Annotated in this window: 20 protein-coding genes; 16 read left to right on the plus strand and 4 right to left on the minus strand. The window is 71.6% G+C overall.

Annotated features, from left to right (window positions below):
- The first annotated feature begins 215 nt into the window (after positions 1–215).
- The gene (locus ACZ7GJ_RS21165; RefSeq protein ID WP_470753721.1) at positions 216–1,859 is read left to right on the plus strand and encodes a TROVE domain-containing protein; all 1,644 of its coding nucleotides are present in this window, start codon (positions 216–218) and stop codon (positions 1,857–1,859) included.
- Positions 1,860–1,872: 13 nt separating this feature from the next.
- Here the strand turns inward: ACZ7GJ_RS21165 and ACZ7GJ_RS21170 are convergent, their stop codons facing one another.
- Entirely contained in the window at positions 1,873–2,547 is a 675-nt protein-coding gene (locus tag ACZ7GJ_RS21170) for a DUF4190 domain-containing protein (protein ID WP_470753723.1), read from the minus strand.
- A gap of 109 nt (positions 2,548–2,656) precedes the next feature.
- On the opposite strand from ACZ7GJ_RS21170, the gene ACZ7GJ_RS21175 reads away from it, so the two are divergent.
- From ACZ7GJ_RS21175 to ACZ7GJ_RS21195, 5 genes are all read left to right on the plus strand, one after another.
- Positions 2,657–3,682 carry an adenosine deaminase gene (locus ACZ7GJ_RS21175; protein ID WP_470753725.1) on the plus strand — a complete coding sequence of 342 codons (1,026 nt, stop codon included), beginning with the start codon at positions 2,657–2,659 and terminating at the stop codon, positions 3,680–3,682.
- 29 nt (positions 3,683–3,711) lie between these two features.
- Positions 3,712–4,410, plus strand: coding sequence for a glycerophosphodiester phosphodiesterase (locus ACZ7GJ_RS21180; protein ID WP_365917447.1), 699 nt, complete (start codon positions 3,712–3,714; stop codon positions 4,408–4,410).
- The gene (locus ACZ7GJ_RS21185; protein WP_470753726.1) at positions 4,407–5,576 is read left to right on the plus strand and encodes a sensor histidine kinase; all 1,170 of its coding nucleotides are present in this window, start codon (positions 4,407–4,409) and stop codon (positions 5,574–5,576) included. The genes ACZ7GJ_RS21180 and ACZ7GJ_RS21185 overlap by 4 nt, the downstream gene beginning before the upstream one ends.
- Positions 5,573–6,253, plus strand: a complete 681-nt coding sequence (locus tag ACZ7GJ_RS21190; protein WP_470753727.1) for a response regulator transcription factor — start codon at positions 5,573–5,575, stop codon at positions 6,251–6,253. Before ACZ7GJ_RS21185 ends, ACZ7GJ_RS21190 begins: the two co-directional genes overlap by 4 nt.
- 144 nt (positions 6,254–6,397) lie before the next feature.
- A complete protein-coding gene (locus tag ACZ7GJ_RS21195) occupies positions 6,398–7,603 on the plus strand; it encodes a serine hydrolase domain-containing protein (RefSeq protein ID WP_470753728.1) in 1,206 nt (401 codons plus the stop codon).
- A 3-nt stretch (positions 7,604–7,606) separates the two neighbouring features.
- Here the strand turns inward: ACZ7GJ_RS21195 and ACZ7GJ_RS21200 are convergent, their stop codons facing one another.
- The 3 genes from ACZ7GJ_RS21200 to ACZ7GJ_RS21210 all read right to left on the minus strand — a co-directional run bounded on the left by ACZ7GJ_RS21200 (position 7,607) and on the right by ACZ7GJ_RS21210 (position 10,867).
- Entirely contained in the window at positions 7,607–8,071 is a 465-nt protein-coding gene (locus tag ACZ7GJ_RS21200) for a hypothetical protein (protein ID WP_470753730.1), read from the minus strand.
- A gap of 105 nt (positions 8,072–8,176) precedes the next feature.
- A complete protein-coding gene (locus ACZ7GJ_RS21205; RefSeq protein ID WP_470753731.1) occupies positions 8,177–9,355 on the minus strand; it encodes an ABC transporter substrate-binding protein in 1,179 nt (392 codons plus the stop codon).
- 72 nt (positions 9,356–9,427) lie between these two features.
- Positions 9,428–10,867, minus strand: a complete 1,440-nt coding sequence (locus tag ACZ7GJ_RS21210) for a gamma-aminobutyraldehyde dehydrogenase (RefSeq protein WP_470753733.1) — start codon at positions 10,865–10,867, stop codon at positions 9,428–9,430.
- Positions 10,868–11,036: 169 nt separating this feature from the next.
- Between ACZ7GJ_RS21210 and ACZ7GJ_RS21215 the strand changes: the two genes are divergently transcribed.
- The 10 genes from ACZ7GJ_RS21215 to ACZ7GJ_RS21260 all read left to right on the plus strand — a co-directional run bounded on the left by ACZ7GJ_RS21215 (position 11,037) and on the right by ACZ7GJ_RS21260 (position 20,719).
- Positions 11,037–11,540: an Lrp/AsnC family transcriptional regulator gene (locus tag ACZ7GJ_RS21215; protein WP_037791052.1), complete on the plus strand. Its 504-nt coding sequence runs from the start codon at positions 11,037–11,039 to the stop codon at positions 11,538–11,540.
- 3 nt (positions 11,541–11,543) lie between these two features.
- Entirely contained in the window at positions 11,544–12,905 is a 1,362-nt protein-coding gene (locus tag ACZ7GJ_RS21220; RefSeq protein ID WP_470753735.1) for an aspartate aminotransferase family protein, read from the plus strand.
- Positions 12,906–13,063: 158 nt separating this feature from the next.
- A complete protein-coding gene (locus ACZ7GJ_RS21225) occupies positions 13,064–13,843 on the plus strand; it encodes an ABC transporter ATP-binding protein (RefSeq protein WP_470753737.1) in 780 nt (259 codons plus the stop codon).
- Positions 13,825–14,898 carry a hypothetical protein gene (locus ACZ7GJ_RS21230; protein WP_470753739.1) on the plus strand — a complete coding sequence of 358 codons (1,074 nt, stop codon included), beginning with the start codon at positions 13,825–13,827 and terminating at the stop codon, positions 14,896–14,898. Before ACZ7GJ_RS21225 ends, ACZ7GJ_RS21230 begins: the two co-directional genes overlap by 19 nt.
- Before the next feature lie 26 nt (positions 14,899–14,924).
- The gene (locus ACZ7GJ_RS21235; RefSeq protein ID WP_470753741.1) at positions 14,925–16,022 is read left to right on the plus strand and encodes an LOG family protein; all 1,098 of its coding nucleotides are present in this window, start codon (positions 14,925–14,927) and stop codon (positions 16,020–16,022) included.
- Positions 16,023–16,101: 79 nt separating this feature from the next.
- Positions 16,102–17,013 carry a DMT family protein gene (locus tag ACZ7GJ_RS21240; RefSeq protein ID WP_470753743.1) on the plus strand — a complete coding sequence of 304 codons (912 nt, stop codon included), beginning with the start codon at positions 16,102–16,104 and terminating at the stop codon, positions 17,011–17,013.
- Positions 17,014–17,119: 106 nt separating this feature from the next.
- On the plus strand, positions 17,120–17,725 hold the full coding sequence (locus ACZ7GJ_RS21245) for a hypothetical protein (RefSeq protein ID WP_470753744.1): 606 nt from the start codon (positions 17,120–17,122) through the stop codon (positions 17,723–17,725).
- 115 nt (positions 17,726–17,840) lie between these two features.
- On the plus strand, positions 17,841–18,077 hold the full coding sequence (locus ACZ7GJ_RS21250) for a ferredoxin (RefSeq protein WP_470753746.1): 237 nt from the start codon (positions 17,841–17,843) through the stop codon (positions 18,075–18,077).
- A complete protein-coding gene (locus tag ACZ7GJ_RS21255; protein WP_470753748.1) occupies positions 18,067–19,461 on the plus strand; it encodes an NAD(P)/FAD-dependent oxidoreductase in 1,395 nt (464 codons plus the stop codon). The genes ACZ7GJ_RS21250 and ACZ7GJ_RS21255 overlap by 11 nt, the downstream gene beginning before the upstream one ends.
- A gap of 13 nt (positions 19,462–19,474) precedes the next feature.
- Positions 19,475–20,719 carry a cytochrome P450 gene (locus ACZ7GJ_RS21260; RefSeq protein WP_470753749.1) on the plus strand — a complete coding sequence of 415 codons (1,245 nt, stop codon included), beginning with the start codon at positions 19,475–19,477 and terminating at the stop codon, positions 20,717–20,719.
- The last annotated feature ends 3 nt before the right edge of the window (positions 20,720–20,722 follow it).

Consider the following 20,722-nt stretch of genomic DNA (forward strand, 5'->3'; position numbering starts at 1 on the left):
CCAACTTGATCTCGGGAGGCCGCGTGCGGGGCGCCCGGTGCGCAGGCGACGGTTACTTCTCCGGATCAGCGGGTCGCGGGTTCGAATCCCGCCCGGCCACGGCCGGTAGCTCAGTCCGGTAGAGCAGCTGACACAAGTCCGTCACCGACTTCCGATCTCGGGCGATCCCGCACGTCCCGCCTCCCCCGCTCTTCCTTGAATTCGGGGGGATTCACATGGCTCGTTTCAACCTGCGCCGGTTCAAGGCCGCGCCCGCACCGGTCGCGACCGCCATTTCCGCGGCGACCGCCACGTCCGCCGCGACCGCCTCGCCCGTACGGTCCACCGGCGGCCGGGCCGCCAACCACCACGGCAGCAGCGGCTTCGTGCGCGACGCGCGCTCGGAACTCTTCCTGCTGGCCGTCGCCAACTTCGTGTCCCAGCGCACCGCGTACGAGAGCGGCGAGGCCCGCGACGACCGGTTCGCCGCCCTCGTGCGCAAGCTCGCCGTCGAGGACCCGCAGTGGACCGCGGGGCTGCTGGGCTGGCTGCGGGGCGACGGCAACATGCGTACCGCCTCGCTCGTCGGCGCGGCCGAGTACGTCAAGGCCCGGCTCGACGCGGGCGCCACCGACGGGCCCTCCAACCGGCAGGTCGTGGACTCCGTACTGCGGCGCGCGGACGAGCCCGGCGAGCTGCTCGCGTACTGGACGGCCGCCTACGGGCGCAACGTGCCCAAGCCGGTCAAGCGCGGGATCGCGGACGCCGTGCGCCGCCTCTACTCCGGCACCTCGCTGCTGAAGTACGACACGGCCTCCGCTCGACGGGGGTACCGCTTCGGCGACGTCCTCAACCTCGTGCACGCCTCCCCCGACCCCGCCAAGGCCTGGCAGGGCGAGCTGTTCCGCTACGCCCTCGACCGCCGGCACAACCCGGAGAGCGCCGAGCCTCCGGCCGGCAGCCGCACCCTCGTCGCCCACCGGGCGCTGATGGAGCTGCCGGTGGCGCAGCGCCGGGCCGTGGTCACCGCCCCGGACGGCGCCGAGCGGCTCGCCGAGGCGGGGATGACCTGGGAGGCGCTGGCCGGCTGGCTCCAGGGCCCGATGGACGCGGCCGCCTGGGAGGCGGTCATCCCGTCCATGGGCTCGATGGCGCTGCTGCGCAACCTGCGCAACTTCGACCAGGCCGGGGTCTCGGACGAGGTGGCCGCGCAGGTGGCGGCCAAGGTCAGTGATCCCGGGTTCGTCGCGCGGTCCCGGCAGTTCCCCTTCCGCTACCTGGCTGCCTACCAGCACGCGCCCTCGCTGCGCTGGGCGTACCCGCTGGAGCAGGCACTCGGCCACTCGCTGGCCAACGTGCCCGCGCTGCCCGGTCGCACGCTCGTGCTCGTGGACCGGTCGGGGTCGATGTGGTCCCCGCTGTCGGAGCGCTCCCAGCTCAACCGCGCGGACGCGGCGGCCGTCTTCGGCACGGCGCTCGCGCTGCGCGCCGAGAACGCGGACCTGGTGCAGTTCGGCACCGGCAGCAAGGCCGTGCCCTACCGCCGGGGCGAGTCCGTGCTGAAGGTGCTGGAGCGTTTCGAGAGCCTCGGGGGTACCGACACGTCGGAGGCCATGCGCAAGCACTACAGGCAGCACGACCGGGTCCTGATCGTCACCGACGAGCAGGCCAGCTACTACGCCGGAGACGACCCGACGGCCCTGGTACCGGAAACGGTCCCGGTGTACACCTGGAACCTGGCCGGCTACCGGGTGGGACACGCGCCCGCCGGCACCGGCTTCCGCCACACCTTCGGCGGCCTGACGGACGCCGCGTTCCGCATGGTGTCCCTGATCGAGAACGGTCAGGACGCCGACTGGCCCTGGACGGACCGGGGCTGACGGGTGCCCGGGGTCAGACCTTCTCCTGGAACTGCGAGCTGGAGGGCGGGTCGTACCCCGGGTCCTCGTCCGAGTGCGCCTCCGAGCCCAGGAAGCCGAATATCGCTATCACCAGCATGAGACCGCCCATGACGATGCCGACGGCGCCCAGGATGATGCCGGCCAGCGCCGTCCCGCCGTTGGTGGACTCCCCGCGGTTGGCCTTGCCCCGGCCCAGCGCGCCGAAGACGACCGCGGCGATGCCGAGCGCGATCGCGAGGAAGCTGGTGATGCACGCGACCACCGAGATGATGCCGAGGACGAGCGCGGCGGTGCCGAAGCCGTTGCTCGGCTGTGGGCCGTAGGGCCCGTACGGAGCCTGGCCCGGGTACGCCGCGTAACCGGGCTGGCCCTGGTACCCGTACCCCTGAGGGGCGGGCGGCGGTCCGGGGTACGCGTACGCCGCCGGGTCCGGCTGGGCCGGGTACCCGTACGCGGGCGGCGTCATGGGCTGGGTGACCGGGGCGGGTCCGGATCCAGGCGGCGGCGTCTGCGCCCCCGGCATTCCGGCCATTGTCTGCTGGTCGTGCACGGACGGCGCGGGCCGGTCCTCCGGCGCGCCCGGCGCGGCACGGTTCTTACCCAGGTCCACGGCCGCCTGCTCCGGCGGCGCCCACGGGTCCCTCGGCTCAGGGCTCTGATCGGTCATGCGGCGCCCCCCTCTCGTACAGCCATGCTAAGGCGTGCCGCCGACAGCCGAGCTCCTGCCTACGATGATTGCCGACCTGCCCGCACCAGCGTCCCCCGGAGGCAATTCCATGACCGACCTGCACCCCTTCATCGCGGGGCTGCCCAAGGCCGAACTGCACGTCCACCACGTCGGCTCCGCCTCCCCCCGCATCGTGGCCGAACTCGCCTCCCGCCACCCGGACTCGAAGGTCCCCACCGACCCCGAGGCCATCGCCGACTACTTCACCTTCACCGACTTCGCGCACTTCATCGAGGTCTACCTCTCCGTCGTCGACCTGATCCGCACCCCGGACGACGTGCGCACCCTGACCTTCGAGGTCGCCCGTGACATGGCCCGGCAGAACATCCGCTACGCCGAACTGACCATCACCCCGTACTCCTCCACCCGCCGCGGCATCGACGAGCACGCCTTCATGGAGGCCATCGAGGACGCCCGCAAGGCCGCCGAGGCCGAACTGGGCGTCATCCTGCGCTGGTGCTTCGACATTCCCGGCGAGGCCGGCCTGGAAGCCGCCGCCGAGACCACCCGCCTCGCCGTGGACCTGCGCCCCGAGGGCCTGGTCTCCTTCGGCCTCGGCGGTCCCGAGATCGGCGTACCGCGGCCGCAGTTCAAGCCGTACTTCGACGCCGCGCGCGCCGCGGGCCTGCACAGCGTGCCGCACGCCGGCGAGACCACCGGCCCCGAGACCATCTGGGACGCGGTCCGCGAGCTGGGCGCCGTCCGCATCGGCCACGGCACCAGCGCCACCCGGGACCCGGAGCTCCTCGCGTACCTCGCGGAGCACCGCATCGTGCTGGAGGTCTGCCCGACCTCGAACGTCGCCACCCGCGCGGTGAGCGACCTCGACCTGCACCCCGTCAAGGAGATGGTGCAGGCCGGCGTGCTCGTCACCATCAACAGCGACGACCCGCCGATGTTCGGCACGGACCTGAACAACGAGTACGCGGTGGCCTCCCGCCTCCTCGACCTCGACGAGCGCGGTCTCGCCGCGCTCGCGAAGAACGCCGTCGAGGCCTCCTTCCTGGACCCGGCGGGCAAGGCGAAGCTCACCGAGGAGATCGACGCGTACACCGACCAGTGGCTCGCGCGCTGACCTCCCCCTGATCGCCGCTGCCCCTGAGAATGGGGCGCATGCGCACTCTGACTGCCGTCGGCCACCGCGGCGATCCCTACCGTGTCCGTGAGAACACCCTGGCCTCGATCCGCTCCGCCTTCGCCCGCGGGGCGGACGCGGTCGAGATCGACGTACGGCTGACCCGCGACGGGACGGCCGTCCTGCTCCACGACGACACGCTGCAGCGGCTGTGGGGCCATGACGTGCGGATCGACGCCGTCACGGCCCCGCAGCTCAAGGAGCTGACGGAGGGCGGGGTGCCGACCCTGCGCGAGGCCCTCATGGCCGCCGGCGCGGGCCGGGTGATGATCGACCTGCCGGGCGCGACGCACGAGGCCGTACGTACGGTCGTCGGCCAGGTCCGCGAGTGCGGGGCGCGCGAGCGCGCGTACTACTGCGCGGGGCCGAACAGCATGCTGGCGGTGCGCGCCGCCGATCCGGGCGCGGAGATCGCCCTGACCTGGACCACGCTGTCGCCGCCCCGCCGGGTGCTCATCGACGCGGTCGCCCCGACCTGGCTGAACTACCGCTTCGGGCTGGTCAGCCGCGAGCTGGTGGACGCGGTCCACCGCGACGGGCTGCGCGTGTCGGCCTGGACGCCCGACACCAAGCGCGCGATGCGCGCGCTCGTCGCGGCCGGGGTCGACTCCGTGACCACGAACCGGGTGGACGCGCTGACCGCCGTGCGGGCCGAGTACGGCCGGTGATACGCACCTTCGGCGAGCGGATCCGCCGCGCCGGTGCGCGGTGGCAGGACCTGGGGCTGACGCTGCTGGTGCAACTGGCCGTCACCATGCCCTTCGTGGTGCCCCGTTCGGCCGAGCTGCCGCCCGCGGACTGGGCCTCGTACGGGATGACCACGCTCGGAGTGCTGCCGCTGGTCTGGCGGCGCCGGGCTCCGGTGGCGGTGCTGGTCGCCGTCCTGGCCGTCGGCGGCGCGTACAAGATGACGCTGGAGGGGCCGGGGCAGCCGCTGCCGTATGCGGGCCTCATCGCCTTCTACACCGTGGCACTGCAGTGCACGGCACGGGTCCGGGCGGGCGTGGGGCTGCTGTCGGCCGCGGTGGTGGCCCTGTCGGTGGGCTGGAACACGGGGACGGCGCGCGAACTGCTCTTCACTCTCTTCGTCTCCGCCGCGGCCTACGCGCTGGGCCGGCTGCAGTACACCCGGCAGGCGTACACCTCGGCCGCGCTGGACCGGGCGGCGCAGTTGGAGCGGGCCAACCGGATCGAGGCGGAGCAGGCCGCCGCGCGGGAACGGGCGCGGATCGCGCGGGAGATGCACGACATCCTCTCGCATGCGGTCAGCATCATGATCGTGCAGGCGGAGGCCGGTCCGGTGGCGGTTCGGCGGGCCCCGGAGCGGGCCGAGGCCGCCTTCGACGCGATCGCGGACACGGGCCGGGAGGCGATGGCGCAGCTGCGGAGCATGCTGGGCGTGCTGCGGGAGGACGGTCCCGCACCGCGCGAGCCGCAGCCGGGGGTCGCGGGGCTGCCGGCGCTGCTGGACAGGGTGCGGCTGGGCGGGCCGGAGATCTCCTACGAGGAGACGGGCCGGGTGCGGGCGCTGTCGCCGGCGGTGGACACGACCGCGTACCGGATCGTGCAGGAGGCGCTGACGAACGTGGTGAAGCATGCCGAGGCCCGGCGCGTGGCGGTGCGCCTGCACCACACGGAGCGGGACCTGACGATCACGGTGACCGACGACGGGCGGGGTCCGGCGGCCCGGGGCGGGCAGGGCGGGCACGGGTTGATCGGGATCCGGGAGCGGGCCGCGGCGCACGGGGGCACGGCGGTCTGCGGGCCCGGGCCGGGTGGCGGCTTCGAGGTGCGCGCCGTCCTTGTAGCCTCGCCGCTGGAGGTGGGGAGTTGACGATCCGTGTGGTGGTGGCCGATGACCAGGAGCTGGTGCGCAGCGGCTTCGCGATGATCCTGGACGTCCAGGACGACATCGAGGTCGTGGCCGAGGTCGGGGACGGGGCGGCGGCCGTCGAGGCGGTCCGCGCGCTGCGGCCGGACGTGGCGCTGCTGGACATCCGGATGCCGGTGCTGGACGGGATCGAGGCCTGCCGCACGATCTCGGCGCAGAGCGCCTGCCGGACGGTGATGCTGACGACCTTCGACTCGGACGAGTATGTGTACGAGGCGCTGCACGCGGGGGCGAGCGGGTTCCTGCTCAAGGACGTGCGGCGGGACGATCTGGTGCATGCGGTACGGGTCGTGGCGGCGGGCGAGTCCCTGCTGGCGCCTTCGGTGGCGCGGCGGGTGATCGAGGAGTACACGGCGGCGACGGCGCGGCCGGCGGCCGGGCAGGCGCTGTCGGCGGAGCGGCTGGCCGTGCTGACGGCGCGGGAGCGGGAAACGCTGCTGCACCTGGGGCGGGGGCTGTCGAACGCGGAGATCGCGGCCGCGCTCGTGGTGAGCGAGCACACGGTGAAGTCGCACGTGGGGAACGTGCTGGCGAAGCTGGGGCTGCGGGACCGGATCCAGGCGGTGATCTGCGCGTACGAGACGGGCCTGATCGCTGCGGGTACTCCCTCTGGGGAGTGAGGAGGGGCGTGTCGGCTCCCTCTGGGTAGTGAGTTGTCGTACCGGTGAAGACCACTCTTGATGGTGATCCGCGACTACCCGTCTGACCAGGAGCATTGAGGTCATCGGGGCAGCAGGGCCCCGGGGTCTCACAGGGGGAACACCATGAAGGCACGTACGCGCACACTGATCGCCGCGGCTCTGGTCCTGGGCGTCGTCGCAGGACCGGCGGTCACCGCCCAGGCCGCCCCGATCGCCGAAGCGTCCGCTGCGGCTTCGTCCGGAGCCGAGGCACCCGCCGTCGCCACGCCGCCGAACTCCGCGGCGCTGGAGGGGGCGATCGCCGGCCTCGGCGCGGGGAACAAGGACGCGACGGCCGCCCTGGTCCGCGTGGGGGGTACGAGCGGCTCCTGGCGGGGCAGTTCGGGCGTCGCGGACGTCCGCAGCGGGCGGGAGGCCTTCGAGCAGGGCCGGTTCCGGGCCGGGTCGGTGACCAAGACCTTCACCGCTGCGGTGGTGCTGCAACTCGCGGCCGAGGGCCGGGTGGACCTGAACAGGCCGGTCCGGCAGTACCTGCCGGGGACCGTGCCCGAGACCTACGGCGCCGTCACCGTCCGGCAACTGCTCAACTACACCAGCGGCATACCGGCGGCCGACGGCCCGGGCGAGTCGTTCGAGGCGCAGTGGGAGCACCGCTTCGATGTGACCGATCCGCACGGCCAGCTGGCCAACGCCTTCGCGAAGCGGCCGGAGTTCGAGCCGGGGGCCGCGCAGCACTACCTGAACATCAATTACACGGTCCTGGGCGTGCTGATCGAGAAGGTGACGGGCACGGCCTACGAGGAGGCGGTGGGCCGGCGGATCCTGGCGCCGCTGGGGCTGCGCCACACCTCGTTCCCCGGCCGGACGCAGACGAAGATCCACGGGCCGCACAACCGCGGCTACCAGGCGGTGATGACGGCCGACGGCTCGACGGAGCTGCGCGATGTGACCGAGTGGAACTCCTCGGACCGGTGGGCGGCCGGCGACATCATCTCGACGACCGCCGATCTGGAGCGCTTCACGATAGCCCTGTTCGGCGGGCGGATCGTGCCGGAGGCGCAGTTGGAGGAGATGTTCACGGTGCCCGATGTGAAGAACTTCGCGGGTGGCAAGGCCGCGACGCTGACGGCGGGACTGTCCCGGCTCGTCCTGCCGGACGGCACTGTCGCCTGGGGGAAGACGGGTGGCCGGCACGGTTACAACACCGCGATAGGCGCGACCCGCGATCTCTCGCGCACCCTCGTCTACTCGGTCAACTCGACCAACGCCAAGGGGGAGGACATGAACCCGGTGGCCCTGGGCATCGTGATGGCGGCCTTCGCGAAGTAGCCCTCAGGCGGGCAACGCCTCCAGGCGTTTGATCATGCGGCGCAGGACCAGGAGGGGGATCACTCCGAAGACGCCGAAGGACATGTCGATGACGCTCCACCAGACGGGTATGCCGCGGATGGGCCCGCATATCAGGGCCAGCGGGATCACTCCGGCGCAGGCGATCATGCCCGCTTCGACGATCCAGATGTTGCGTACGGGGTCGCGGTGGACGCCGTAGAAGAAGACGGCGATCACCAGGTGGGCGAAGGCGAGCCAGTCGGTGCCGTACAGCAGGAAGGGGTACTCCGCATCGGCCCTGTCCAGCCCGTCGCCCACGCGCCGCAGCCACTCGTTGTCCACCAGGGCGTTGGCCCAGTGGAGTTCACTGACCAGGGGGAAGGCGGTGAGTCCGCTGAGGACCAGGCAGATGAGGAACAGGGTCAGCCAGGCACGGATCCGCCGCTCAAGGGCGCTTCTCTCGCTCATGGAAGGAAGCGTACGCGGATTCTTGAACACGTTCAGCCTAATCCCTGAACATGTTCAACTCTGCGGCCGGACCGTGATCATCACGGATATCCGTGTCCGCGCCCGTCAGAGGCCGACGATGGCGTTCCAGCGCTTGGCGAAGGAGGGCCGCTCGGCCGTGGAGATGTCCCGTGAGACGACGAGGCGCTTGCGCATCTCGCCGTCGGGGAAGATCAGCGGGTTCTCGGCGAGGGCGGCGGTGTCCTTGTCGTCGGATGCGGCCAGGACCTCGCGGGCGGCCGGGACCGGGCAGACGTAGTTGACGGAGGCGGCGAGCTCCGCGGCCACCTCCGGTGCGTAGTAGTGGTCGATCAGGCTCTCGGCATTGGCCTTGTGCCGGGCGAGGTTGGGGACGAGCAGGCTCTCCGCCCACAGTTCGGCCCCCTCCTCGGGGACGACGAACTCGATGTCGGGGTTGTCGGCCTGGAGTTGGATCGCGTCGCCGGAGTAGGCCTGGCAGGCCAGGACGTCGCCCTTGCTGAGATCGGAGGTGTAGTCGTTGCCGGTGAAGCGGCGGATGTGCTTCTTCTTCACCATGCTCTCCACCCGGTCGCACATCCGGTGGAAGTCGGACTCGGTCCACCGCGTCACGTCCACCCCGTCACCCTGCATGAGCAGGGAGAAGGACTCGTCGAGACCGGAGAAGAGGGTGACCTTGCCGGCCAGGTCCGGGTGCCACAAGTCGCCCACGGACCTGATCTCCCGGCCGAGCGCCTTGCGGTTGTAGGCGATGCCGGTGATCCCCGACTGCCAGGGCACGGTGTGCAGCCGGCCCTCGTCGAAGGCGGGGGAACGCAGCTGGGGGTCGAGGTACTTGGCCACGTTGGGCTGCGCCGGCCGGTTCATCTTCTGGGCCCAGCCCAGATGGACGAAGCGGGCGGCCATCCAGTCGCTGACCACGAACAGGTCGTGGCCGGTCTCCTGGCGGTTCATCAGGGCCGGGCTGACCTTGCCGAAGAACTCGTCGTTGTCGTTGATGTCCTCGGTGTACCGGATCTCGATGCCGGTCTTCTCCGAGAAGGCGTCCAGCGTCGGCCGGCGGCTCTCGTCCTCGTCGTCGGTGTCGATGTAGAGCGGCCAGTTGGAGAAGGAGATGCTCTGGTCCCGCTCGGAGCGGTCCGGACCCTCCCGCCGATCCTCGGGAACGTAGGCGGCGGGCACTCCGCAGCCGGCGAGGGCGGTCAGCAGGCCCGCGGCGCCGAGGCCGCGGATCGCCGAGCGGCGGGAAAAGGCGAGTTCAGGCATGGCCAAAGCCTCGGCGAACGCGAAGGGGCGGGCAATAGACATGTTGTCTACTGCCCGCCCCGTTCAGGCGGATCAGCCGTCGAGCGAGGTCATCACGTGCTTGATGCGGGTGTAGTCCTCGAAGCCGTAGGCGGAGAGGTCCTTGCCGTAGCCGGACTTCTTGAAGCCGCCGTGGGGCATCTCGGCGACGAGCGGGATGTGGGTGTTGATCCACACGCAGCCGAAGTCGAGGTTCCTGGACATCCGCATCGCGCGGCCGTGGTCCTTGGTCCACACGGAGGAGGCGAGGGCGAACTCGACGCCGTTCGCGTACTCCAGGGCCTGGGCCTCGTCCGTGAAGGACTGGACGGTGATGACGGGCCCGAAGACCTCGTTCTGGATGATCTCGTCGTCCTGCTTGAGGCCGGAGACGACGGTCGGGGCGTAGAAGTAGCCCTTCTCACCGACCCGGTGGCCGCCCGCCTCGACCTTGGCGTGGGCGGGGAGGCGCTCGATGAAGCCCGCGACCTGCTTGAGCTGGTTCGGGTTGTTCAGCGGGCCGTACAGCACGTCCTCGTCGTCCGGCTGGCCGGTCTTGGTGTCGGCGGCCGCCTTGGCGAGCGCGGTCACGAACTCGTCGTGGATGGACTCGTGCACGAGCACGCGCGTGGCAGCGGTGCAGTCCTGGCCGGCGTTGAAGTAGCCCGCGACCGCGATGTCCTCGACGGCCTTGGCGATGTCGGCGTCCTCGAAGACCACGACCGGGGCCTTGCCGCCGAGCTCCAGGTGGACGCGCTTGACGTCCTTCGAGGCGCTCTCGGCGACCTGCATGCCCGCGCGCACCGAGCCGGTGATGGAGGCCATCGCCGGGGTGGAGTGCTCGACCATGGCCTTGCCGGTCTCGCGGTCACCGCAGATGACGTTGAAGACACCCTTGGGCAGGACCGAGTCGATGATCTCCGCCATCAGGACGGTGGAGGCCGGGGTGGTGTCCGAGGGCTTGAGGACCACGGTGTTGCCCGCGGCGATGGCCGGGGCGAACTTCCACACGGCCATCATCATCGGGTAGTTCCACGGCGCGACCTGCGCGCAGACGCCGACCGGCTCACGGCGGATGATCGAGGTCATCCCCTCCATGTACTCGCCGGCCGAGCGGCCCTCCAGCAGGCGCGCGGCGCCGGCGAAGAAGCGGATCTGGTCCACCATCGGCGGCAGCTCCTCGCTGGCCGTGAGGCCCAGCGGCTTGCCGGTGTTCTCCGACTCCGCGGCGACGAGCTCGTCCGCGCGCGCCTCGAAGGCGTCCGCGATCTTGAGCAGGGCCTTCTGGCGCTCGGAGGGGGTGGTGTCGCGCCAGCCCGGGAAGGCGGCCGCAGCGGCGGCCATGGCCGCGTCCACATCGGCCTGGCCGGAGAGCGGGGCGGTGGCGTACGCCTCGCCGGTCGCGGGGTTGACCACCTCGGTGGTCCGCCCGTCGGCGGCGTCCTTGAACTCCCCGCCGATGTAGTTACGCAGACGACGCAGTTCGCTGGTCACTCCAGCCACACTCCTGATCACATGTCCAATGGTTGAGACAACAACCCAGCCTAGCCCCTTGTGCGCCGTTTTCGACAGGGCCACGCACCACGAACTACGAAATCAGTGTCATCCGAGTCGCCAAACAACGGATTTCATCGATTCCGCCTTGCGGAACTGTCGACTCCTCGTGCACAGTGAGGTCGTGGTCAGTCGAAGCGCAGATTCCAGGAACAGACAACCGTCCCCTTCGGTCGATGCTGTGTCCCTGGCGATCATCGAGCAACTGCAGGAGGACGGTCGCCGTCCCTACGCGGCCATCGGCAAGGCCGTGGGCCTTTCCGAGGCGGCCGTGCGACAGCGCGTCCAGAAGCTGCTCGACCAGGGCGTCATGCAGATCGTCGCCGTCACCGACCCGCTCACCGTGGGGCTGCGGCGCCAGGCAATGGTCGGCATCAACGTCGAGGGAGACCTCGACCCGGTGGCCGACGCCCTGACCGCGATGGCCGAGTGCGAGTACGTGGTGATGACCGCGGGCTCGTTCGACCTGATGGTGGAGATCGTCTGCGAGGACGACGACCACCTGCTCGACACGATCAACAAGAAGATCCGCGCGCTCCCCGGCGTGCGATCAACCGAAAGCTTCGTTTACCTGAAGCTGAAGAAGCAGACCTACATGTGGGGAACGAGATAGCCCGTGAGCCAGGACCTCTCCAAGACCGCGTACGACCACCTGTGGATGCACTTCACCCGCATGTCGTCGTACGAGAACTCTCCCGTCCCCACCATCGTGCGGGGTGAGGGCACCTACATCTTCGACGACAAGGGCAAGCGCTACCTGGACGGTCTCGCCGGACTGTTCGTGGTCAACGCCGGTCACGGCCGCAAGGAACTGGCCGAGGTCGCGTACAAGCAGGCCCAGGAACTCGCGTTCTTCCCCATCTGGTCGTACGCGCACCCCAAGGCCGTCGAGCTCGCCGAGCGCCTCGCGCACTACGCCCCGGGCGACCTGAACAAGGTCTTCTTCACCACCGGCGGCGGCGAGGCCGTCGAGACCGCCTGGAAGCTCGCCAAGCAGTACTACAAGCTTCAGGGCAAGCACACCAAGTACAAGGTCATCTCGCGTGCGGTGGCCTACCACGGCACCCCGCAGGGCGCCCTGTCCATCACCGGCCTGCCGGCCCTCAAGGCCCCCTTCGAGCCGCTGGTGCCCGGCGCGCACAAGGTACCGAACACCAACATCTACCGCGCCCCGATCTACGGCGACGACCCCGAGGCCTTCGGCCGCTGGTGCGCCGACCAGATCGAGCAGGAGATCCTGTTCGAGGGCGCCGACACCGTCGCCGCCGTCTTCCTGGAGCCGGTGCAGAACGCCGGCGGCTGCTTCCCGCCGCCGCCCGGGTACTTCCAGCGGGTCCGCGAGATCTGCGACGAGTACGACGTCCTGCTCGTCTCCGACGAGACGATCTGCGCCTTCGGCCGCCTCGGCACGATGTTCGCCTGTGACAAGTTCGGCTACGTCCCGGACATGATCACCTGCGCCAAGGGCATGACCTCGGGCTACTCCCCGATCGGCGCCTGCATCATCTCGGACAAGCTCGCCGAGCCGTTCTACAAGGGCGACAACACCTTCCTGCACGGCTACACCTTCGGCGGCCACCCGGTGTCCTCCGCGGTGGCGCTCGCCAACCTCGACATCTTCGACAAGGAAGGCCTCAACCAGCACGTGCTGGACAACGAGGACGCCTTCTTCTCGACGCTGAAGAAGCTGCACGACCTGCCGATCGTCGGCGACGTCCGCGGCAACGGCTACTTCTACGGCATCGAGCTCGTCAAGGACAAGGACACCAAGGAGTCCTTCTCCGACGAGGAGACCGAGCGCGTGCTCTACGGCTTCCTCTCCAAGGCGCTCTTCGAGAACGGCCTGTACTGCCGGGCCGACGACCGTGGCGACCCGGTCATCCAGCTGGCCCCGCCGCTGACCGCCGACCAGGGCACCTTCGACGAGATCGAAGGCATCCTGCGCTCGGTGCTCACCGAGGCGTGGACCAAGCTGTAAATAGTCCGACCACACGGCCCGGATCGCCCGTTCGAGTGAGAACGAGGGGGTCCGGGCCGTGTGCTGTCACCATCCAAGACGTTCATCTCTTTACATCTCCTTGCGGCGCCAGTGACCAAGCAGGCTCCGCTTCGTTCCCCCGGACGGAGGTGTACGCCATGGTGGCTCCCCCGGACAGCGCCCCGCCAGACAACGACGTCCTCTGGGCACGGTCCCTTCACTACTCCCACAGGGGGTCCCCCCGGACGAAGTCCGGGGGAGGTTCGCCCGGCCTCATCGGGGTCTCGCTCGGTGTCCGCGAGGGCGAGATCCTCGCCGTCACCGGCCCGCGCGGCAGCGGCAAGACCACGCTGCTGCACTGCCTCTCCGGGCAGCTGGCGCCCGAACAGGGCGAGGTCTGGTTCAACAGCGTGCCCGTGCACACCATGGGAGCCATGGCCCGCGAGCGGCTGCGCCGCGACCGCTTCGGCTGGATCGGCCCCACGCCCCAGCTCCTGCCCGAACTGCGGGTCTGGGAGAACGCGGCTCTGCCGCTCCTGATCGCCGGCGTCCCGCACCGCACCGCCAAGGACGCGGCCTTCGAATGGCTGGAGCGCCTCGACATCGGCGGTTTCGCCCGCAAGCGCCCCGGCGCCCTCAACCGGGCCGAGTCGCAGCGCGTCGCCCTGGCCCGCGCCCTGGTCAACCAGCCGGCCGTGATCTTCGCCGACGAGCCGACGGCCCCGCTGCACCGCGCCGAGCGCGCCCTGCTGCTCCGCACGCTGACCACCGCGGCCCGCTCGCACGACATCACCGTGCTGCTGGCCACCCACGACGAGGAGACCGCGGCCGTCGCCGACCGGCGGGTCGCCCTGCTCGACGGCCGGCCGGCCGGAGCGGCGGCCGCCGCCTCCCCGCAGACCCCGGAGGACCAGGCCGCGTGCTCGCTCTCCGCCTAGCCCGCGGCTCCCGGCCGCTCGTTCAGCTGCGCCGGCTGCTGGTGGCCGCCGCCTCGGCCGGTACCGGGTTCCTGCTGCTGTACGTGCTCGCGCAGGCCGTCGCCCGGCCTGCCGGATCGTTCCCCCGGCTGCTGTGGGCCCTGGTCCCGCTCGCCGTCACCGTGCAGTTCGCCGTCGCCGTGGCCCGTACCGACCCGGCCACCCGGCCCCGGGAGGGGCTGGACGCGGCCGGGCTGGGGCCCGTTCGGCTCACCCTGGTCGCGGCGATCTCCACCGCCGTCGCCTGCACCCTGGGCAGCGCCGTGGCCCTGGCCGCCTTCCTCCACCTGCGCGGGGACGTCGCCGGGCTGCCCTTCGACGGGGCGGGGGCCGGGCTGCTGCACGCCGACCGGCCGCTGCCCGTGGCCGCCGCCCTCACCCTGCTGTCCCTGCTCCCCCTGGCCGCCTCGGCCGCCACCGCCCTCGCGCTGCGGCCGCACGCGCCGACCGCCCCGCAGACCGGGCTGCCCTGGGGCATCGCCCTCACCGCCAGCGGGCTGGCCGTGGAGGCCTACGCCGGCCGCGGCGGCGCCGGCATGGCCACCGGCTGGGCGCTGACCGCCCTCGGGCTCGCCCTCGCCGGGCCGGGCGTGGCCTACGCGTGCGGGGCGCTGGTGCAGGCCGTCCGCCCGGGCGCGCTCCGGCTGCTCGCCGGGCGGACCCTGCAGGAGGAGGCGCCCCGGCTGGGCCCGCCCCTCGGGGTGCTGTGCGCCGTCGGCGCGGGCGCCCTCACCGCCCTGGCCCTGCGCGACCGGGGCGGGCTCGACGTCCCGCTCGGCCCGCTGACCGGGCCGGCCGTCGCGCTGGTGGCCCTGTGCGCGGCCGCGACGCTGCTCACCTCGGCGGTGGAGGTCCACCAGGCCCGCGCCGCCGCCCGCGAGACCCTCGCCGGCCTCGGCGCCCCGGGCGCGGTGCTGCGCAGCGCCGCGACCTTGCGGGCGACCGCGCTGGTGGCCGTGTGCGTACCGCTCAGCTGGGGTGTGGCACAGCTGACGTCGCTGGCATTGACCCGCTGAGGCGGGCAGCCCTTAGGGTGGGCCGAATGGTCAACGGATACATCGACACCGAGATCGAGACGCTCGCCGAATTCGACCGGGTCGTGGCCCACGGCTCGCTCAGCGGATACCGGATCCAGTCGGTCAACCTGCTGCAGCGCACCTTCGCGCTGCTGTCGGCGGACACCTCCTCGGCCGTGTTCCTCGGCTGCCCCATGGAGCCCGACGCCTCGGTCAAGGTCCGCGCGGACGGCGCGCTGGTCTTCCCGCCGGTTCCCGACCTGCCGTTCGACCCGTACCGCAGTCTGCTGTACACGGCGGACGAGCTGTTCGCCGGGCTGGCGGAGGGCTACGAGGCCACCCCGGACGCCCAGGCGTACGCCTGGTTCCAGGAGACCAAGGCCGACGGCGACATATTCTCCTCGATGCTCCGCTCCATCCACGACGACGCCATCTCCGACGCCCTCGACGAGCACCTCGTGGGCGCGCGCGTCGTCGGCGTGATGGGCGGCCACGCGATGGCCCGCGGCGCTGCGGACTACCGGGGCGCGGCGGAACTGGGCCGGGCGCTGAGCCGGTCCGGGCTGACGGTGGCCACGGGCGGCGGACCGGGCGCGATGGAGGCGGCCAACCTGGGCGCCTACCTGGCGACGTCCCCGGACGAGGCGCTCGCGGAGGCGCTGGACATGCTGGCGAAGGCCCCGTCCTTCGCCCCCTCGGTCTCCGAGTGGGCGCAGGCGGCCTTCACCGTACGCGGCCGCTGGCCCGGCGGCGGCGACTCGGTGGGCATCCCGACCTGGTTCTACGGGCACGAGCCGCCGAACGCCTTCGCGGGCCACATCGCCAAGTACTTCGCGAACGCCACCCGTGAGGACGGGCTGCTCGCCCGGTCCAACGCGGGCGTGGTCTTCCTGCCGGGCGCGGCGGGCACCGTGCAGGAGATCTTCGACAACGCGACCCCGAACTACTACGAGTCCCGGGGCGAGCCGACCCCGATGATCCTGGTCGGCCGCGCCCACTGGACGGAGCGGCTCCCGGCCTGGCCGCTGCTCCAGGCGCTGGCGGCGGGCCGTCCGCTTGAGTCCCGGATCGCGCTGGTCGACTCGGTCGACGAGGTTCCGGCGGTACTCGCCTCGATGACCTGAGGCCGGGAGGCAACTTCCGGCGCCTTTCTTACGTCTGGCATAGGTACACAAGACCTGCCAGAAGTGAACGGAGCCTTCGGTGCTCATAGGCCTGCTGACCGCAATCGCGGCGTCCATCTGCTACGGCACGGGATCCGTCCTGCAAGCCGTCGGCTCGCGCCGGGCGGCCCGGATGTCCCCGGCCGCCGCCGGAGTGACGGCGCACGGCGGGCCGAACCTGTCGTCGACCGCGAAGGCCGCGATGACGTGGGAGTTCATCGTCGGCACGATCCTGGACTTCGTGGGCTTCGGCCTCGGTGCCCTCGCCGCCCGGCTGCTGCCGCTGTTCCTCTCCCAGACCGTGATCAGTGCCAACCTGGTGATCACGGCGGTGCTCAGCGTGAAGATGCTGGGCATCCGGCTGACCCGGAAGGAATGGGCCTCGATCGGGGTCGTGTGCACGGCGCTCGTGCTGCTGGCGACGGCGGCCGGCCACGAGGGCGGCCACCACGCCCCGATGTCCACCCACTGGTGGCTGCTCGGCGTGACGCTCCTGATCATCGTCGGCGGCACCGTGGCCGTACGGTTCCTCGGCGGCCGGGCGGCGATCCTCGCGGGCCTGCTGTCGGGTCTGGCCTTCGGCGCGCTCGGCGTGGGCGTGCGCATCCTGAACGGCGTGGACCCCTTCGACCTGGCCTCGCTGCTGTCCGACCCGGCGCTCTACGCGATCCTGGTGGCGGGCTTCGGCGGCATGTACCTGCACACGGTGGCCCTGCAGATCGGCTCGGTGAACGGCGCGACGGCGGCGCTGGTGGTGGGCGAGACGGTGCTGCCCGGCGCGATCGGCGTGCTCTGGCTGGGCGACGCCTCCCGGCCGGGCCTGGCCTGGCTGGCGGTCCTCGGCTTCGTCCTGGCCGTCACCGGCGCGGTGGCGGTGGCCTGGTACGGCAACCACGAGGGCGCCGAGGAACAGGCCGAGGCCTCGGAGCCGGTCCCGGTCCCGGTTCCGTAGCCGCCGCTTCCCGGGGGAGACGTCCTCACCCTCTCGGCCCGCCCCCGATGGCGTCCGCGCGGCGGCTGCCGCTAGCTGGACGGGGGCGGGAGAGAGCGAGGCGTCCGTGGAGCCCACGAGCGCGCGGCTGCGCACCCCCCGGGCCGCCGGGACGGCCGGGATCGTCTTCGCGGTGCTGCTGGCGGCGGCGATCGTCCTGATGCGGATCGCCATCCCGTCGGATGACGGCGCCGATGCGGTGGTGGACCCCGGGGACCACTGGGCGGTGCGCCTCGCCCTGGAGATCGTGCCCTTCGCCGGGATCTCCTTCCTCTGGTTCATGGGCGCGTTGCGCGCGCATGCGGGCGAGGCCGAGGACCGGTTCGTCTCCACCGTCTTCCTCGGCAGCGGCTTCGTGTTCGTCGCCACCCTGTTCGTCGCGGCCGCCGCGGCGGGCACCGTGCTCCAGGACGGCGCGGACGCCGCCTTCGGGCGCCACTACGCGTACACGGTCCTGACGACGTACGCGATGCGGATGGCCGCCGTGTTCGTCTTCGCGACCTCCTCCATCGGGCGCCGCCTCGGGATCTTCCCGCGCCCGCTCGCCCTGCTGGGCTATCTGACGGGGCTGGTCCTGGTCGTCGTGGGGTCCGGGGTCCCCTGGTCCGAGCTGATCCTGCCGGCCTGGGCGCTGGTCGTGGGCGTGCACATCCTGCGGACGGCCCTGCGGTAGCGGCCGCCGTGCGCCGCGCACCCCCCGCGCGCATGCTGGTGAGGGGGAGGGACGGGGCGGGTCGGGGGGACTCGGGGCACGGGGAGCATTCCGGCCACCGAAAGGCTGATCCCTCATGAGGCTTGTCGTGGACCTCAACCGCTGCCAGGGATACGCGCAGTGCGCGTTCCTCGCTCCCGGAGTCTTCGCCATGCACGGGGACGAAGGACTGCTCTACAACCCGGAGACGGACGAGGGGCAGCGCGAGCACGTCGCGCGTGCCGTCGCCGCCTGCCCGGTCGGGGCGATCCTCGTCGAGTACGGCGCGGCGGACGAACCCGTACTCACCGCGGAGGTGCGCGGTGAGCGGTGACGGCGCCCTGGAGCGCCTCAAGCGTGAGGGCCGCATCGTCGTCGTCGGCGCCTCGCTGGCCGGACTGCGGGCCGCGGAGACCATGCGCGAGAAGGGCTTCACCGGTTCGCTGACGATGATCGGCGACGAACCGTACGAGCCGTACGACCGGCCTCCGCTGTCCAAGCAGGTCCTGCTGGGCAAGGCGACCGCGGAGCATACCGCGCTCCCGCGCCGCCGGGACATCGACGCCAAGTGGCGCCTCGGCGTCCCCGCCTCCGGCCTGGACATGGCGGGCCGCCGGGTGCTCCTCGCCGACGGTGACGCGGTGGAGTACGACCGGCTGCTGATCGCCACCGGAGTACGGGCCCGGCCGTGGCCGAACGAGGAGGAGGGCGCGCTCGACGGCGTCTTCGTCCTGCGCACCCGGGACGACGGCGCCGCTCTGGAACGCAGTCTCGCCGCCGGCCCGCGCCGGGTGCTCGTCATCGGGGCGGGCTTCACCGGGTCGGAGATCGCGTCCGCCTGCCGGGAGCGCGATCTGCCCGTCACGGTCGCAGAACGGGGCGACGCGCCCCTGGTCGGCGCGCTCGGCGGGGTCATCGGGGAGGTCGCGGCCGGCATGCACCGCGAGGCCGGAGTGGACTTGCGTACCGGTGTCATGGTGACCGGGCTGGAGGGCGATCCCTCCGGGCGGTTCCGCGCCGCGCACCTGTCCGACGGTGCCACCGTCGAGGCCGACGTGGTGGTCGTCTCGCTCGGCGCGCAGCGCAACACCGAGTGGCTCGCCGGGTCGGGTCTGGGTGCGGGTCCACGCGGCATCGCCTGCGACGCGGGCTGCCGGGCCTTCGACATCTGGGGGATCGTCACCGACGACATCTATGTGGCGGGTGACGTGGCACGTTCCCCGCACGCACTCTTCGGGTACCAGTTCCTGTCCCTGGAGCACTGGGGCAACGCCGTCGCCCAGGCCGAGACGGCGGCGCACAACATGCTCAGCGAGGGCATGGACCGCCGCCCCCACGTGTGGGTCCCGGCCTTCTGGTCGTCCCAGTTCGGCGTGAACATCAAGTCCGTCGGGGTGCCCTCGATGGGGACGGAGATCCTCATCGCGCAGGGCTCGCGCGACGAGCGCAGGTTCACCGGCGTGTACGGGTACCAGGGGCGCGTCATCGGCGCGGTCACCTTCGACCATTCGCGCTGGCTGCCCTTCTACCAGCACCTGATCGAGACCACCTCGCCGTTCCCGCCGCCGTTCGCCACCGTGGACCGCAGGCCGGAGGGCCACAAGCCGATGCCGGCGGACTTCCCCGACCCGTCAGTGCCCACGCACGGACCGACGATCACCCTCAGCGGCTACTCGCCGGCCGACCGGCGGATGACGTTCACCCCCGCGCACCACTGATCGAGGACCTGCCATGACACAAGCCATCCTGCGCGAGATCATCGACTACGCGAACCGTGCCGATCCGTATCCGCTGTACGAGGAGCTCCGCAAGACGCCGGTGTCCCACGAGGGCGACGGACCGTACGTCGTCAGCACCTACTACGAGATCCAGAGCCTCCTCCACGACCCGCGGATCAGCTCCGACCGCCGCAATCTGACGCCGACGGCGGCCGACCCGCTGGCCCAGGCCGAGGAGGAGGACACGGCGCTGCCGCCCGCCTTCCTGAACCTCGACCCGCCGGAGCACGACCGGCTGCGCCGGATGACCAACCGCCCGTTCGGCCCGCCGCACACCCCGCACCGGGTCCACGACATGCGCGGCGAGCTCGGGGGCATCGTCTCGGGGCTGATCGACGGCATCGGCTCCGCGGACGGTCTGGACCGGATCGACCTGGTCGACCAGTTCTCCTACCCGTTCCCCGTCTCGGTCATCTGCCGGCTGCTGGGCGTGCCGCCCGAGGACGAGCCGCGTTTCCACGTGTGGGCGGACGCCCTCGCCGCGAGCCTGGACCCCGACCCGGACGCCGACCCCTCGCAGCGCCACAAGGGTTCCACCGATGTGCGGATGGAGCTCGGCATGTACCTGGCCGGGCTGATCGAGGAGCGCCGCAAGAGCCCCGGTGACGACATGCTGTCCCATCTGGCGACGGCGGACGGGCCGGACGGCGCGATGACGACGATGGAGGTGCTCAGCACCTCGGCGCTCCTGCTGATCGCGGGCCACGAGACCACGGTCAACCTCATCACCAACGGGATGCTGACCCTGCTGCGCCACCCGGACGTGCTGCGGCGGCTGCGCGAGGACCCGGGCCTGTCCGTCACCCTGGTCGAGGAGCTGCTGCGCTACGAGCCTCCGGTCCAGCTGCTGCCCCAGCGCAGCACGCTGGCCGACATCGAGGTCGCCGGGGTCTCCATCCCCAAGGGCGCGTCCCTGTGGCTGATCCTGGCCTCCGGTAACCGCGACCCGAAGCGGTTCGAGGACCCGGACCGCTTCGACCCGGACCGTACGGACATCCAGCACCTCGGCCTCGGCAGCGGCATCCACAGCTGCTTCGGGGCGCCGCTGGCCCGGCTGGAGGCCCAGCTGGCGCTGAGCGAGCTCGCCCGCCGACTGGACAACCCCCGCCTCCTGGAGGACCCGCCCCCCTACCGGCAGAACGCCGTCCTGCGCGGCCCGCGCCACCTGCCGATCGCCTGCGACCGCATCCTCGACTAGTGA

The sequence above is a fragment of the Streptomyces sp. NPDC037242 genome (genome assembly GCF_055604165.1).